Here is a 16,633-nt window from a genome sequence, read left to right as displayed (position 1 = left end):
CTATTTACTATCAACCAAATATAATTGGACCTATTATACTAGCAAATGCCACTGATGCAATGGTTACAGTAACAAATCCCCCTATAATCATCTTTGGTAACAAATAATCTGTTGCCCTTTGTTTTTCTTCTTCAGTTCCTTCCATAGCATCAATACCTTCATTAGAAATTATCTGTGTTGCTGGATAAGCAAGCATGCAAGTTACGCCAATTGCAGCTGACATTCTTGGAGAATATCCTAATAGTTTTCCTACAATTGCAGTAAATATTATTATGAATACAGAACCTACAACAAGTATTCCTATAGTTGGAACAATCATTCCAAACAATGCTGTTGGGGTTACCTTAGCAAGTCCCCCAGGTAACATTAACATACAACCAAACATTATAATTCCATTAGATTGAGATTTATCTAAAATTCCTTTTTCTAAAAAACCTATTCGTGTAAAAATCAATCCCACTAACAAACATGCTATATTGGGATTTAAATAATAGTTTGCAGGAGTAAATCCTGGTATTAAAGTAGCCAATCCTACAAAATTACCAATCATAGCAACAAATGAAAGCTTTGCAAGATACACTAAAGTAGATGATTTTTTACCTGAATCTTCTTTAAAAATTCTCATGCTTGGAAGCTTAAAATTACTTTTTGATTCATCTTTTAAGAAATCTCCACTATCTCTTTTAAATTTTAATTCTTTATTTATACAATATGTAGTTATCGGAATACCAAAGAATTTTTGAAATGATAATACTAGAATTACAAATGCTGCAAGTTCAGGTCTATTTGCTGCTTCTGCAACAGTTGTTACAATAATACCGGCAACAGTAGAACCTGCTATTGGAGGTGCTGCTATTAAAGCATACTCTCTACCAAATAACATACTACCTACTGTTAAACAACCAACCCCTATTCCTACAATACCTACTAATGCAATTACAACCGTTTTCCATTCATGACATAAGTCTTCAAGATTTATAAGTGTTCCTAAGTTAGTTATTAATAAAGCTATACCAAAGTTACTCATTGCAGCTAATATCCCTGATGCTCCTGTAATGTCTTTTGGTAAAATATTTGTCCAAAATCCTAGTAAAAATATAATACATACAAATAGCAATGTTGAAATTGCACCTTTTGTTTTCTTAGATAAAAACTCACTAAAAGCATAAATCATTACAGATACAGTAAAGCAAGTAAGCGGATTCCAAAAATTTTCCATTGTTGTTTCCTCCTAAATATAATAATTTTTTATCAATAAAACAATAATTATAAAATGTATATTCTGTAGTTATTCTTAACTACATATGGTATAGCTTGATATTTTTTGATGATATTTTATATGTCTTAAATTATTCCTAAAATGCCTAAATAGATATAACTATAGTTAACTCTTTAAATGTTAATTGTAATTATTAACTTACTAGATTTCTTTTTACTTTCTACATCATTTTATAAATGCAGAATTGTACTACAACTATTTTCAATCTTAGTATACATGTTGGAAGACTTACGTTTATTTAAATACATAATATATATTTACAAACGTCTCAAATTATTCTCAAAATACTTAAAATAAAATAATAATGCACCCATTAAATTAATATTATCAGAATACACTTCATTTTAAGTCTTCTCTATGTACAAACTTTATCTACTGGCGCATCCCCTCCTTTGTAAATCAGATTATTTTTAAGTGAATTTAGATATCTTATTCCCAGAAATTATTCCTAGAAACAAAAATCATTTATTATATTAAATCAATGATAAACTATACTTTAAAACTCTTTCTAGATAAGTATAACTTATCATATAATGACATCTATACCTTTACCTCTATAGTAGTCCTAAATTATTCTTAAATTAACAATAAAAATAATTTTATTCCTTATAAAAGCACTCGTTTTTATATTGTCAAACTATTCTTAACATAAATTATAATTTCAAACCTTTTCTTTGTCAATATATTCTGACATTTTTCCAGAAATTTTATAAATTTATATAGCAAGTAAATCATATTATTTTTTATGTAATAAATAAATCATACTATGAATATGTCTAAATATTTAATTAAGTAAAAACGTAAAAAATGTGTATTCTCCTTTGTATAATAAGTTTAGTTGTCATTACTTTTAGGAAGAATACACACTTTATTTTAAAAATCCCATACTCTATTTTAAATACTTTGCTAGATACTAATCAGCATTAGCACCTAACTTCTATTTATCTTATTCCTACCCTACTACCATATTCGTAGGTAAATCTAAAACTTCTCCATTCGTAGCTATTACATTTTTATACCAATAAAATGATTTTTTCTTAACTCTATTCTTAGTACCATTTCCCATATCATCTTGGTCTACATATATGAATCCATAACGTTTACTCATTTGAGACGTCGATGCACTAATAATATCTATACATCCCCAAGATGTATAACCCATACATTCAACACCTTCATCTATTGCTATAGCTATTTGTTCAAAATGATTTTTAAAATATTCTATTCTATAATCATCATTTATCGAACCATCATTTTCTACAGTATCATATGCCCCTACACCATTTTCAACTATCCATAATGGTTTTCTATAGCGATCATATAAATCAATAAGTGCTATTCTTAAACCCTTAGAATCTATTTGCCATCCCCATTCACTAGTTGGTAAATATGGGTTCTTAACACCTGTTACTAAATTGCCTCCAACTTTCTCTCTTTTTTCAGCATTTATACTTTGAACCATTGACATATAATAACTAAATGCAACAAAATCTGCTGTATATTGTTTTAATATATCTTCATCCCCTTCAAGCATTTTTATATTTATATTATTTTTCTCCCAATATCTTTTAATATGAATAGGATACTCTCCAAACACTTGTACATCACTATACATAGAGTTATTTCTATTATCTCTTTGAGCTAATATTACATCATCTGGATTACATGTTTCTGCATAAGTTAAAGTCTTAGTAACCATACATCCAACTTGAGAATCTTGTATTATCTCATGACAATACTTTGTAGCTAATGAAGCTGCTACAAATTGGTGATGTAGTGCTTGGTATATTGCTTCTTCTGTTTCTCTTTTACTTTTATATTTTTCTTCTAACACCCCTACTGTAGTAAATGCATGACGAAATACACTATCAATTTCATTGAAAGTTAACCAGTATTTTACCAAGTCTTTGTACCTCTTAAAACATACTTTTGAATATTTTATAAACATATCTATAACTTCTCTAGATACCCACCCATCATAATTATTTACTAAATATATTGGCATTTCATAGTGTGATAATGTAACTAATGGCTCTATACCATTTACTCTTAACTCTTTAAATAAGTTTTCGTAAAATTGAAGCCCTTTTTCGTTTGGCTCTTCTTCTATACCCTTTGGGAATATCCTAGTCCAAGCTATTGAAACTCTTAATGTTTTAAATCCCATTTCTTTAAACAAAGCTATATCTTCTCTATATCTATTATAAAAATCTATACCTCTTCTTTTAGGATAAAAAGTATCTTCTTCTGCATTCATAGCTTCTTTAAAATCCTTGATTCCCACATGCCATTGACTTTTATAGTCTTTTATATCTATGTTAGGCTTGTACTTAGCTATATCAGCTACTGACATTCCTTTTCCATCAATATTCCAAGCTCCTTCTGCTTGATTTGCAGCTATTGCTCCTCCCCATAAAAAATTTTCTGGAAATTTATATTTATTTTTCATATTTCTCAACCCTCTCTTTAATTTCTAAATCTTCACCATTTGTTGATATGATTTGTTTGTAATAATCATAGCTACACTTTCTCATTCTTTTAAGTGTTCCTGACCCATCATTATTTTTGTCTACATATACAAATCCATATCTCTTTTTCATCTCACCTGTACCTGCTGACACTATATCAATTGGTCCCCACCAAGTATATCCCATTATTTCACAACCATCTTTTATTGCTTCTTTCACCATTTCAACATGTTTCTTTAAATATTCCATTCTTTCATAATCGTATATTTTTCCATCTGTTTCAATCTCATCGCTTGCTCCTAGACCATTTTCAACTATAAATAACGGTTTATGGTACCTATCATAAAGTTCATTGCATACATATCTTAATCCTAATGGGTCTATAGGCCATCCCCATTTAGTTTCTTTTAAATATGGATTTTTCTTACCTAAAATTCCACCTGTATTTCCTAGTATTTTCATACCAACTTCGTGAAGTGATGACCTATAATAACTAAACCCTACATAATCACAAACACCTTTTTTAAGTATTTCTTTGTCCCCATATTCCATATGTATATTTAAGTGGTTTTCACTAATTATTCTTTCAAAATATGTTGGATATTCTCCTAACATATGTATATCACTGTAAAATAAAGACCTACGTCTTAATTGATAAGATTCAAATACATATTCTGGTTTACAAGATGCTGGATAAATAGGTGATAGTGATAACATACAACCTATTTTAAAATTCTTATTTATTTTATGTCCTTTTATAACTGCTTTTGCACTAGCTACTAACATATTATGACTAGCTTGATATATATCTTGAAGTTTAGTATCATCTTCTTTTATCTCTATAGCTGCTGCTATAAGAGGTAGTGTATGAGCATGATTTATTTCATTAAAAGTCATCCAGTATTTTACTTTATTCTTATATCTTTTGAATATTGCATTACAATAGTTCTCATAAAAATCTATAAGCTTTCTATTTTTCCAGCCTCCATAATTTTTTATTAAACCTAATGGTGTTTCAAAATGGGATATTGTAACTACTGGCTCCATTCCATACTTAATCATTTCATCAAACAAATTGTCATAAAACTCTAAACCCTTTTCATTTGGTTCATTTTCATCTCCATTAGGAAATAACCTACTCCATGCTATTGATGTTCTAAAACACTTCATCCCTAAATCCGATAATTCCTTTAAATCTTCTTTATATGTATGGTAAAAATCTATTGCTTCATGACTTGGATAATACTTACTTTCATCTATTTCTAATTTGATATTATCAAAACGTCCTTTTCCTACTGAAAGTACATCTGATATACTTAAACCTTTTCCATCTTCATCATATGCTCCTTCTGCTTGGTTTGCAGCTATTGCTCCTCCCCATAAAAAATTCTTTTGAAAACCCATTTTATGCCTCCCCTAAGACTACTTTTGATATATTATTTATAACTTCATACTGACCACTTGTTACTATTATCATGGTAGTTATGTCATAGCCTTTTCTTTTTATCTTTTCTATATCAAATTTAATTAACTCTTGACCTTTTTTAACTCTATCTCCCTGTCTTACCAAAAGTTCAAATCCTTCACCATTCATTTCAACAGTGTTTATACCTACATGAACTAATATTTCAGTATCATCATCAAATCTCATTCCTATTGCATGACCAGTTGGAAAAGCAACTTCTATAGTCCCATCTTCTGGAGCTTTTACTATCCCTTTTGAAGGTATTACTGCTATACCATCTCCCATAGATTTACTTGCAAATACAGAATCCTTTACATCTTCAAGGTTTACTAGTGTACCTTCAATACAAACTGGCAACACTATATTATTACTTAATTGTACTTTATTTTCTTTCTCTATTACTTCTTCTTCAAAACCTAATATATAAGTTAAAATTGCAGATAAAAAGAATGACATTGCTATACCCATTATGTATATGACAAATGTATCTCCAAAGAATGCAGGTAGAGTAGTAAGTGCTGGGAATACATACACTATTGCCTTTGTTTTGAATAATCCCATAAATGCTCCTGCTATACCTCCAGCTATTACTTGTGCTATTAATGGTTTTTTGTATTTCACACTTAGTCCATATACTATAGGTTCTGTTATACCACCTAATAATGCTGGTATCATAGCTGATACTGCAAATGTTTTTATTTCTTTATTTCTAGAACGAAAGAATATTCCTAGTGCTACACCTGCACTAGCAAAAGTAGCTGCTGCTATCATAGGTCTTATAACGTCATATCCTAAGTTTGCTATATTATTTATCATTATAGGAACTACTCCCCAGTGAATTCCCATCATTACTAAAAATGTCCATCCTGCCCCTACAATGGCACCTGCTAAAAGACCACTCTTATCACTTAAGAAATTTATTATATCTCCCATCCCATTTCCTAATATAACTCCAACTGGTCCTATCACCATAGATGATAATGGTACCATTATTAATAAAGCAACCATAGATAAAGTGAATATCTCTATACTATTTGGTATAAATCTCTTTAATAATCTTTCTATATGACTATAAATGTAAATAGTAAGGATTGCTGGTATAACTGTCCCTGAGTATCCCATAAGAACAACTGGTATCCCAAAGAAACTAACTACATCTCCCGTGTTTTGCATAAGCCCTGTAAAGTTTGGTTCCATTAAAGCCCCAACTATAGCAAGAGATATAAATGTATTACATCTAAATGTTTTTGCTGAACTATATGCTAGGAATAATGGTAAATAATAAAACACACTATTTCCTGTAGCACTTAAAATACTATAAGTGCTTGACTCTGTACTCATGAAGTTATATGTGGTCAAGATTACAAGTAGAGCTTTAATCATACCTGCACCTGCAAGTGCTATGATTATTGGATTAAATATCGACGACATTACATTAAACATACGTGTAAATATGTTCCCTGTCTTTCCTTCACCTTTATCATTGTTATTTTCTTTTTCACTCTTTATTTCAGGATATATATTTAATATAGTATTAAATATATCTGATACATGATTACCTACAACAACCTGAAATTGACCATTTCCCTCTACAACTGTTAATACACCACTCACTTTTTTAATAACTTCTTTATTTGCCAGAGATTCATCTTTAAGTTTGAATCTTAACCTTGTAACACAATGAAATAATGAGTTTACATTTTCAACTCCTCCAACTTCTTTAACAATTTTTTTTGCTAAATCTCGGTAGTCTTTTTTAGCCATATGATTCTCTCCTTTCATAATCCTTTTTGGATATCGTTTTCATTATTGTAATTGAATTATATCATCATACTTTTTTTACCTTATAATTTTCGATTTTTGGAAACTTTATTATATAAATAAAAAAACGTGGTATAATATTTAAGTCACCACGTTTTTTTGTTATTTATTAGTTCTTTATATCTAGATACAATAATATCTGTAATTACCTGATATATTATAGGATGTGTTTGAACACTTGATTTATGTCCAAAACAGATACATAAATCAACATATGGACTTTTTTCTAGTTCTTTATTTGATGTAATTGCAACAATCTTAGCTTTTGTTTCTTTAAAAACGCCTTTATTTATATTCCCTCCTATCAGCTGATATTTCTTTATATAATCGCCAGAGTTTGTAAATATAATTATTAAAGTATCCTCTTTTGCATTTTTAATAAATTCATGCTGTTTTACATCATCTATTCTAGAAAAAATATATTTATTGTTATAAGCTAACTTAGTTTGAAAATCTACAGCGGCAGACTGAGAATAAAGCACACCAAATGCTGCAATACTTTTATACTTAATTAAATCTTTGGCTAATTCATCTATTTTATTATATTGAATATTTGATTTTAAATCTTCTAAATCTTTCATTATCGCATTTATATAATCTTCAACACTATGACAATCAAGATATCCTAGTATATTATCATTATAATTTAATATATTTTGATTTTTATTACTTTTATATCCAGCTGCAGATTTTAAATCAGAAAAATCTTCAAATCCAATATATCTTGTAAACTTTGATATTGTTGACTTTGAAACAAAACATAATTCTGCTACTTCTGATATTGTCATATCTTTAATTTTGTCATAATTACATATTAAAATGTTTGCTATATGATAGTAAGTAGATTCAGTTTTTCCATTGTTTAAAATATTTAACAACCTATTTAGGAGTACTCCCATTTATAAACCACCACCTTCAAATAAATCTTAAAATGATAGTTTATATTATACTTTGTTTATATTTGTAGATAAAATCATTTTTAAATATTTATTTCAATATATTTTTTAATACTTCTTTTTCTAAATATAAAAAATGTTCCTTCTCCCTGTATAGATATATTTAAGTTTTTAATTATCACCATTTAGTACAGTTTAGTTGATTATAGAATCAGATGTTTTTAATATACATAAAAAATGTGTACCTCCAATGATAGTAATTATACTTAGCTTCTTTATTACCACCATTTTTAGGAGAATACACATTTTACTTTACATACCTAATGAATTTAAATTATCTCCATTAGATTTTATTACCTCTTTATACCAATCAAATGATTTTTTCTTATATCTCTTAAAACTTCCTTTACCTTCATCATCTAAGTCAACATATATAAATCCATATCTTTTGCTCATCTGACCTGTAGTTGCACTGACTAAGTCAATTGGTCCCCACATTAAATATCCAAAACATTCAACATTATCCTCTTCAATTGCAGATTTCATTTGAGATAGATGCTTACTTAAATACTCAATTCTATAATCATCATTTATAGTTCCATCTTCTTCGATTTTATCATATGCCCCTAAACCATTTTCTGTAATTAAGATAGGTAATTGATACTTTCTATAAACATAATTTAAAGTAAATCTTAAACCTATAGGGTCTATTGCCCATCCCCACTTACTTTGTTCTAAATATGGATTTTGAATTCCCCCAAATAAAGATTTATCACCTGATAAATTTTCTTTTGGAGTAGACACACTTGAAAAATAATAATTAAGCCCTATAAAATCTAACCTACCTTCTTCAAATGCTTTTTTATCTTCATCAGTCACTTCAATATTTATATTATTTTTTTCATATTCTTTTAATTTATATTGAGGAAACCTTCCATTACACATTGCATCAATTTGATAATAGTCACGGTCATTATCTAAAAATGCATTTAATACATTACTAGGATTACAATTGTATGGATAAATTGGATTTAGTCCAAATACACATCCAACTTTATTACTTGGATTGATTTCTCTAGCCAACTTTGCAACCTTTACACCTGCTAAAGTCATATTGTACCCTACATTTGCTAATGTTTGAGCTTTATTTTCTATTTCACTATATTTAATACCTGCTATCATATAAGTAAAAATATCCGAGTGCTCTGTTTGAGGGTCAATATGGTTCATCTCATTGAATGTAACCCAGTACTTTACTTTATCATCAAACCTTCTTATTACAGTCTCACTATACTTTAAATACAAATCTATGAGCTTTCTGCTATTCCATGAACCATATTTATGTACTAAGTTCATAGGTAATTCAAAATGATATAGTGTTACAATAGGTTCTATATTATTTTCTATTAAAGTATCTATTAGACCTTCATAGTATTTAATCCCTAGTTCATTGGGGTTCTCATCATCCCCATTTGGAAAAATTCTTGACCAATCTATAGATATTCTTAATGCGCTAAATCCCATTTCCTTAAATAAAGCTATATCTTCTTTATATCTATTATAAAAATCAATTCCATTGTGAGATGGATAATCTAATTTTTCTTCTATTTTATCAGTAATTACTCTTGGTGTTTCATAAGAGCCTTTAGTTACAAAATCCATAATTGCAGGCCCTTTGTTATCACTATCCCATGAACCTTCACATTGATGGGCTGCAATACTTCCTCCCCAGAAAAATGTATCTTTAATATTCATGAATTTCCCCTCCTAAAATTTATACTATTACAGTTAATAATTCTTCTGATTCATCATTTGATGAGATTACATCTAAATAATCGCTAGTATTTGTAACTACAGTTATTATAGTTGAATCAAAACCTTCCTCTATAATTTTATCTGATTCAAATACTGCTAAAGCATCTCCTTTTTTAACCCTTTGATTTTGTGTTACAAGACTTTCAAAGAACTTTCCATCTAAGTTTACAGTATCTATCCCAATATGAATTAATATTTCCACTCCTTCATCAGTCACTATACCATATGCATGTTTAGTTGGAAATACTATAGTTATAGTTCCATCTACAGGAGATATAACAGTTGATTTTGATTCACTAGGTATAACTCCAACCCCTTTACCTAATGCTCCAGAGGAAAATGCTTTATCATTAACTTCCCCAAGTGCAATTACCTGACCTTTTGCAACATTTCCAATACTAATAGTTCTTGAATTATTCTCGTTGATTATTAGTTCTAATTCTTTTTCATTATCATCCTTAACTTCTTCTTTTTCATCTGAAAGTATTCCTAATAAATAGGAAGCTACTGTTGCTACCACAAATGATACTACTACACCTATTATCATAAATGTAAAGTTAGATACCTCTCCTCCAACAAGATATGTTGGTAATGCAGCTAATCCCCAAACCATTCCATATGTTTTAACTTGTGCTAAGCCTGCTATTAAACCACCTATACCTCCACCTATAATTACTGCTACAAATGGTCTTCTATATTTCATAAACACACCAAACACTGAAGGCTCTGTAACTCCCATAAGTGCACTAAAGCTTACTGTCCCAAATAATTGCTTTTGTTCTTTATCTCTAGTTTTTAAGAAATATCCAAACATTGCACCACAAACTGCAATATCAGATATCGTTGCAGCACCCATAAAAATTGGGTCATACCCTAATGTTGTCACAGAATTTAAAGCTATAGGCATAGTAAAATTTGCCGCACCAAAAACTATTAAGAGTGGTTGTAAAGCCGCATATAATGCAACAACGCTCCAATTACCTAATGTATTAATTAAAAACATACATGCATAGTTTAGTCCATCACCAATCCACATACCAATAGGTCCAAATACAGTTAATGTAACTGATAGAGTTATTATTAAAGATAATACTGGAACTAAAAAATAGTGTAGTGCTTTAGGTAATATTTTTTTCAAACCTTCAATTATAATTCCCATTGCCCATACTCCTAAAAGTATTGGAATAAAACTGTTTGCATAAGTTGTTGCCTGTAAGTTTATACCAAATAAACTTAATCCTTCTACACCATCTATTGATGAAGATAGTAATGTAACTGCTAACACTACTGCTATATAAGGATTTACATTAAGTCTTTTTGCTGATGCTATTGCAATTAATACTGGTAAGAAGTGAAATGTAGCACTTCTTAATGTATCTAATATTTGATATGTAGGACTATCACTCTGAAGTATACCAGACATATTTAAAAGTGCTAATATACTTGCAAGTATACCGGCTGCAAGTAGTACTTCAATTACTGAAGTCATAGTCTCTGAGACTACCACAAAGATGGAATTAAATATACCTTTGATACCTCTAATTTCCTTTTTTCTTTCACCTTTTACACTTGATTCACTTGAACTTAAACCTATCATAGACATAAACTCGTTATATACATCTACAACATGAGTACCTATTATAATTTGATAAGCAACATCATTAGAAACTACATCAATTACTCCTTTTAATTTTTTAATTTCTTCTGTTTGAGCAATGCTCCTATCATTTAAGTTAAGTCTTAAACGAGTAACACAATGTGCTACCGACTTTATATTTTCTTTTCCGCCTATAAGTTTTATTATATTTTCATTTAAATCTTTATACTTCATCTGATTTTGCCTCCAGTCTTTGAGTCACCCTATTTATATGCAACATTAAATAAGTTTCTTCACTTATAGATATGTCGACATTAAATTGTGATTTTATATATTTTCTTATCTTTTGAACACTTCCAAATGACTTTGGATAAAGTTGACTTACTTGTCTATATAAATCTATTGAATTATCTTCATCTGTTGAAGCTTCATCTGACATAATTCTTTGTATAAAATACTGTAGATGAGTGGTAAATCTCATATAACTTGTTGAAGTTTCATCTAGCTCTACATTAAAGTGATATTTTATTATCGAAACTATATCTCCTAAAGTTCTCAGTTCCACAACTGTGTCATCATGAGATTTTTTATTTACCTCCATATTTACAAAATGAAGTGCTATTGATACTGCTTCATCATCAGGAAGATTAATTCCCTTACTATCACCAATTAATTTTAGTGCATGCATGCCAATTTCAAAGTGTTTTGGATAAAACCTTTTAACATTCCATACCAAAGGACTTTTTATAAATTGATTCTTTTCACATCTTTTAAGTAAAAACTCTAAATGGTCTAGTAAGGTTAAACTTAGATAATCACTTGATTTTATATTTAAAACTTTCTCACCATGTTCAATTATTTCATTAATAAGAACTATATTGTTAGAATCTGAGTTTTGTAGTAGATAACTAAAGTGTTCTAGCATATCGTATGAATCTAGTATATAGGTTCTCTCTATTTCATTTTCATTTATCACTTGTCCCACTCTTTTTTTAAAGCCAATTCCTTTGACAAATACAATAATTTCGTTTTTACCTCTTTTTACTAAGGCTACATTGTTATTTAAAATCTGAACTATTTTCATATATTCCTCCTTTCAATAAAAAGAACCCAAGCATATATGTATAGAGTATTCCTCTATTTTTCACATATATACTTGAGTTCTGCCTGCTAATCAGTAACATACTCAAAATTATGACTACGTCGCCATAATTAGAATTCTTTTTTGTTTAATTTTATATCCTATATCTTATACCATCTATGTAAATCTGTCAACGATTTCCTAAATATTTTTTAATTCTATAAGTATAGGCTCTTTTATACAATTACCTAATAAAGTTTAGATACTAAATTGATATTATTTTACTATCACTAATATTTATAACATTATCTGAATCATTAGCTATTTCAGCATTGTGAGTTATCATAACAAAATTTTTAAGTATCATAAATCATTTATCCAAATTATCTTTAAGGTAAATTGGTGGATACTTCACACCTTTTAATTCTTTATTGCTTCTTAAAAATTTATTATTATTTTCCATATCATAAATTTGTAACATTACTTTATTTACATATAGAACATAATAATTATCACTATAAAAATATTGATACTCCTTAATTTATTGTTTAAAACTTAATATAATGCACTAAAAAAAGGATATTATCTTTTTTATTAAAATATAACATCCCTCATATTTAGCATCAATATATATGCCCCAACTGGTAAGTTAAAAGACCACACTGTCAGTATTTTGCTTAATTTGAACCTCCTGAATTATAAAAGCTTTTTGATAGTTTAATTGCATTTTCTTTGTATCCATTGTCATTCATAACTTGAAATACAGCATCTTTAATATCTTCTGACTTATTTTATTTCATACAAAAAAAGAATGTCTCATGAACTAAAAAGTTCATTTTGAGACACTCCTTTTTTATAATAAAACAATACTATCTACTTCTTTTTAACTATATATCTAGCGCAGCATGATGCCCTTGGTATACTGCAGTTGTTATTGTAGAAGCACGCACACAATCTCCAATTTGAGCTACATATGGAGCACAATCAAGTAAAGTATCTACCACTTCTCTTCTTGGTTTTTGTCCAAGTGCACATATTACCGAAGTTCCTGGAACATTTATTTTATTTCCAGATTTATTCATACATACTACACCTTCTGTTGTTACACTTAAACCTTTATGCTCTGTATATACATATATACCTTGTTTTTCTATTTCTTGTAGTAATATTGGACGATGTCTTATATTTGCATCTGGAGCAAGCTCTGCTCTCATCTCTACTAAGTGAACAGTCTTTCCTTCTTGAGCTAAGTGAATTGCAGCTTCACACCCTGCTAATCCCCCACCTAAAACTACTACTTCGTCAGTGACTTTTTCTTTTTCTAGGTAATAGTCATTAACTATTACTACATTTTCTCCATCAAGCCCCTCTATTGGCGGAACTAGAGGTTCAGACCCTACTGCTATAATTAATGCATCAACATTTTCATTTTCAACATATTCTTTTGTAACTGTTGTATTTAAACGTACTTCAACACCTAAATCTTTTGCTATTTTTCCAAAAGTATTTCCTAATTCATACATTTCGTACTTAAATGGAAGTGCTTGTTCTCCCTTTAAAATTCCACCTAATTCATTAGTCTTTTCACAAAGTATTACTTTATGTCCACGCTTTGCAGCTGTAATGGCTGCTTGCAATCCTCCTGGTCCACCACCTGCTATTAATACTTTTTTAGGTTTTAATACTGGAACAACTTCAGTTCCATCTAATTCACGTCCAATAAGTGGATTAACAGTGCAACGTCTTGTAGATGTGGTAGCACGTTCTGCCATACAAGTGAAACATCTTAGACATTTTACTATGTTTTCATCTTGATTACTCATAACTTTTCTTGGTAATTCGTGGTCAGCTAGTAATGCACGAGCCATATAAATAACATCTGCTTTTCCACTAGCAATTATCTCTTCCATCATTTCTGGGTCATTTAATGCTCCTATAGTAGCAACTGGAATACTTACATGTTTTTTAATTTCTTCTGCAAGGTATACATTACATCCATGCTCTAGGAACATAGAAGGGTGTGTTACTGCAAACCCTCTTTGGTATGTACCTGCTGATACATGAAGTAAATCTACTCTTGATTCCAATAATTTAGCAATTTCTATTCCATAATCTAAATCATACCCTCCCTCAAATAATTCAGAACCACTCATTCTAAACTCTATTGGGAATCCTGAACCTACTGCTTTACGAACACTATCTAAAACTTCTTTAGCAAAACGAACTCTGTTTTCTAAAGAACCACCATATTTGTCAGTTCTTTTGTTAAAGTAAGGTGATAAGAATTGATTGATTAACCATCCATGTCCACCATGAATCATAATCATCTCAAACCCTGCTCTCTTAGCCAATGCTGCAACATTTCCATACGACTCTACTATTTCAGCAATTATTTCTTCTGTAAGTTCTTTTATCTCTAATCCATCAGGACGAACACTAGGACTTACTCCCCATTGTGATAATCCTCGCTTCTTATCTTTGTCAACTAAATAAGTTCCTGAATATTGTCCTGAATGAGATAGCTCTACACTTGGTATTGCTCCATGACGACGAATTGCATCTGCTGTGTAAGTAAAACTTGCTAAAGAGTCAACTGTTTTTAAATCTAGATGATATGCATGTGAGCCATCTGTTTCTGGATGAACCATACATTCACTAATTGTAACTGCACCTGCTCCACCTCTTGCTCTTAATTCGTAAAAGGTTGTTGATTTTGAGCCAATTGTACAATCTGCTGTTATGTCTGTTCCCCCCATAGGTGCTGAAAACATTCTGTTTTTGAATGTTACATTTCCAATTTTAATTGGCTTACATAGATTTGGATATTTTCTTTCCATCTTTTATATCTCCCTTCATTAGATTTTCTATTTTTAAATTTTGTATTTTATTTATATATTTATATAAAAATGTTAACATAAAACCTATTAAAGCTATAATTATAGCTATAATGAAAGCCCTTTGATAATTGCCATCTGCAGCATATACATTTTTCATCACTGCAGGTCCAATATATCCTGCAAAAGCAAATCCAATAAACATGATTCCATAATTTACACTATTATTTTTAGGTCCAAATTTATCTACTGTAAATCCTGGGAAAATTCCCATAAATGAACCAAAGCATATACCTATAATTATTATTCCAATATAGAATGTTGCTACATCTCCTTCTCTTGAGAATAACAAACATAATAAACCAAAAATTGAAATAACTAATGCACCTGCTAAAGTATTTATTCTACCAATTTTATCTGAGATATATCCTGCAACAATACGACCTAATGTATTGAACAAGGCTAAAATTGAAACTACTATCGCTGCATCTGAACTTGTCATCCCAATCATATTTGTTGCTAGAGAAGATGCTAATGACACACACATTAATCCATAGAAAGCTCCGCAAGTTAATATTATAATCATTAGATAAAATATAGGTGTTGAAAGCATTTCTTTCCAATTCTTATTAATAACAACTCTTACTTTTCCCTTTTTCTCTGGTGGTACCCATCCTTCTGGTGTGAAATCTGCTGGACATTTTTTAATAAAGAAAGAAGAAACACATACAATTATAAGAAATACTAAACCTATTGATTTAAATGCAGAGGTTACTCCGTATTTATTAATTATCCAATTAGTAACTGGAGGCATTATTACTGAACTAAACCCATAAGCTGCTGTTGTTATACCACCAACTAATCCACTTTTATCTGGAAAAAATTTAATTGAATTACTTATTGTACATCCATAAACCATACCAACTCCAAGACCTGTTATTATCCCATATGATAAAATCAACATAGGCAATCCTTTTGAAAAACCTGCCAATATCATACCTATACCAAAAACTAATCCTCCTACAAATACAACCTTTTTAGGACCAAATTTATCATTTATCATTCCCCCTGTAATCATAGTAATAGGTCCAACTGAGTTTGTAACTGTAAATACAATTGCTAAACTAGCAGCTGTAAAAGTTGTTCCAGCAATACTATTTAAATATTCTGCCATAGGTGATGCAAATACACTCCACGCATATATTGAGCCAATACATAAATTGATGAAACAACTTGCAATTAATATAATCCATCTTTTTTGCGTTAAATTCATTACTCTCCTCCTCGATAAATTTATTAAATAGAATTTCTTAGTTAAGATTATCACAATTTTTTCTATATGTAAATACAAACATGTAAATATTTACATGTTTGTAT

The 16,633-nt window shown here is 29.6% G+C and carries 10 protein-coding genes; all 10 read right to left on the bottom strand.

Features of this window, described 5'->3' with window-relative positions; translation table 11 throughout:
• Positions 1 to 10: 10 nt before the first annotated feature.
• A complete protein-coding gene (locus KGF39_RS10285; RefSeq protein WP_227822237.1) occupies positions 11 to 1,219 on the bottom strand; it encodes a hypothetical protein in 1,209 nt (402 codons plus the stop codon).
• A 1,012-nt stretch (positions 1,220 to 2,231) separates the two neighbouring features.
• Positions 2,232 to 3,728: a glycoside hydrolase family 1 protein gene (locus tag KGF39_RS10280; RefSeq protein ID WP_227822236.1), complete on the bottom strand. Its 1,497-nt coding sequence runs from the start codon at positions 3,726 to 3,728 to the stop codon at positions 2,232 to 2,234.
• Entirely contained in the window at positions 3,718 to 5,151 is a 1,434-nt protein-coding gene (locus tag KGF39_RS10275; RefSeq protein WP_227822235.1) for a family 1 glycosylhydrolase, read from the bottom strand. The genes KGF39_RS10280 and KGF39_RS10275 overlap by 11 nt, the downstream gene beginning before the upstream one ends.
• Position 5,152: 1 nt before the next feature.
• Positions 5,153 to 6,976, bottom strand: a complete 1,824-nt coding sequence (locus KGF39_RS10270; RefSeq protein ID WP_227822234.1) for a beta-glucoside-specific PTS transporter subunit IIABC — start codon at positions 6,974 to 6,976, stop codon at positions 5,153 to 5,155.
• 143 nt (positions 6,977 to 7,119) lie between these two features.
• Positions 7,120 to 7,932: a MurR/RpiR family transcriptional regulator gene (locus KGF39_RS10265; RefSeq protein ID WP_227822233.1), complete on the bottom strand. Its 813-nt coding sequence runs from the start codon at positions 7,930 to 7,932 to the stop codon at positions 7,120 to 7,122.
• A 309-nt stretch (positions 7,933 to 8,241) separates the two neighbouring features.
• On the bottom strand, positions 8,242 to 9,684 hold the full coding sequence (locus KGF39_RS10260; RefSeq protein ID WP_227822232.1) for a family 1 glycosylhydrolase: 1,443 nt from the start codon (positions 9,682 to 9,684) through the stop codon (positions 8,242 to 8,244).
• Positions 9,685 to 9,703: 19 nt separating this feature from the next.
• Positions 9,704 to 11,575, bottom strand: coding sequence for a beta-glucoside-specific PTS transporter subunit IIABC (locus KGF39_RS10255; RefSeq protein ID WP_227822231.1), 1,872 nt, complete (start codon positions 11,573 to 11,575; stop codon positions 9,704 to 9,706).
• Entirely contained in the window at positions 11,565 to 12,425 is an 861-nt protein-coding gene (locus KGF39_RS10250) for a PRD domain-containing protein (protein ID WP_227822230.1), read from the bottom strand. The genes KGF39_RS10255 and KGF39_RS10250 overlap by 11 nt, the downstream gene beginning before the upstream one ends.
• A gap of 884 nt (positions 12,426 to 13,309) precedes the next feature.
• Positions 13,310 to 15,259, bottom strand: a complete 1,950-nt coding sequence (locus KGF39_RS10245; RefSeq protein WP_227822229.1) for an FAD-dependent oxidoreductase — start codon at positions 15,257 to 15,259, stop codon at positions 13,310 to 13,312.
• Complete coding sequence (locus tag KGF39_RS10240) at positions 15,231 to 16,529, bottom strand: OFA family MFS transporter (RefSeq protein WP_227822228.1); 1,299 nt, start codon at positions 16,527 to 16,529, stop codon at positions 15,231 to 15,233. Before KGF39_RS10240 ends, KGF39_RS10245 begins: the two co-directional genes overlap by 29 nt.
• Positions 16,530 to 16,633: the final 104 nt, after the last annotated feature.

Source organism: Clostridioides sp. ZZV14-6345, from assembly GCF_020657775.1.
In the GTDB taxonomy this organism is placed as follows: domain Bacteria; phylum Bacillota; class Clostridia; order Peptostreptococcales; family Peptostreptococcaceae; genus Clostridioides; species Clostridioides difficile_D.
This window is presented reverse-complemented; position numbering and strand designations above follow the sequence as displayed.

What these genes read in the sequence shown, in the direction of transcription:
- KGF39_RS10285 (WP_227822237.1), bottom strand. Translation starts at nt 1,219, where the DNA reads ATGGAAAATTTTTGGAATCCGCTTACTTGCTTTACTGTATCTGTAATG.
- KGF39_RS10280 (WP_227822236.1), bottom strand. Translation starts at nt 3,728, where the DNA reads ATGAAAAATAAATATAAATTTCCAGAAAATTTTTTATGGGGAGGAGCA.
- KGF39_RS10275 (WP_227822235.1), bottom strand. Translation starts at nt 5,151, where the DNA reads ATGGGTTTTCAAAAGAATTTTTTATGGGGAGGAGCAATAGCTGCAAAC.
- KGF39_RS10270 (WP_227822234.1), bottom strand. Translation starts at nt 6,976, where the DNA reads ATGGCTAAAAAAGACTACCGAGATTTAGCAAAAAAAATTGTTAAAGAA.
- KGF39_RS10265 (WP_227822233.1), bottom strand. Translation starts at nt 7,932, where the DNA reads ATGGGAGTACTCCTAAATAGGTTGTTAAATATTTTAAACAATGGAAAA.
- KGF39_RS10260 (WP_227822232.1), bottom strand. Translation starts at nt 9,684, where the DNA reads ATGAATATTAAAGATACATTTTTCTGGGGAGGAAGTATTGCAGCCCAT.
- KGF39_RS10255 (WP_227822231.1), bottom strand. Translation starts at nt 11,575, where the DNA reads ATGAAGTATAAAGATTTAAATGAAAATATAATAAAACTTATAGGCGGA.
- KGF39_RS10250 (WP_227822230.1), bottom strand. Translation starts at nt 12,425, where the DNA reads ATGAAAATAGTTCAGATTTTAAATAACAATGTAGCCTTAGTAAAAAGA.
- KGF39_RS10245 (WP_227822229.1), bottom strand. Translation starts at nt 15,259, where the DNA reads ATGGAAAGAAAATATCCAAATCTATGTAAGCCAATTAAAATTGGAAAT.
- KGF39_RS10240 (WP_227822228.1), bottom strand. Translation starts at nt 16,529, where the DNA reads ATGAATTTAACGCAAAAAAGATGGATTATATTAATTGCAAGTTGTTTC.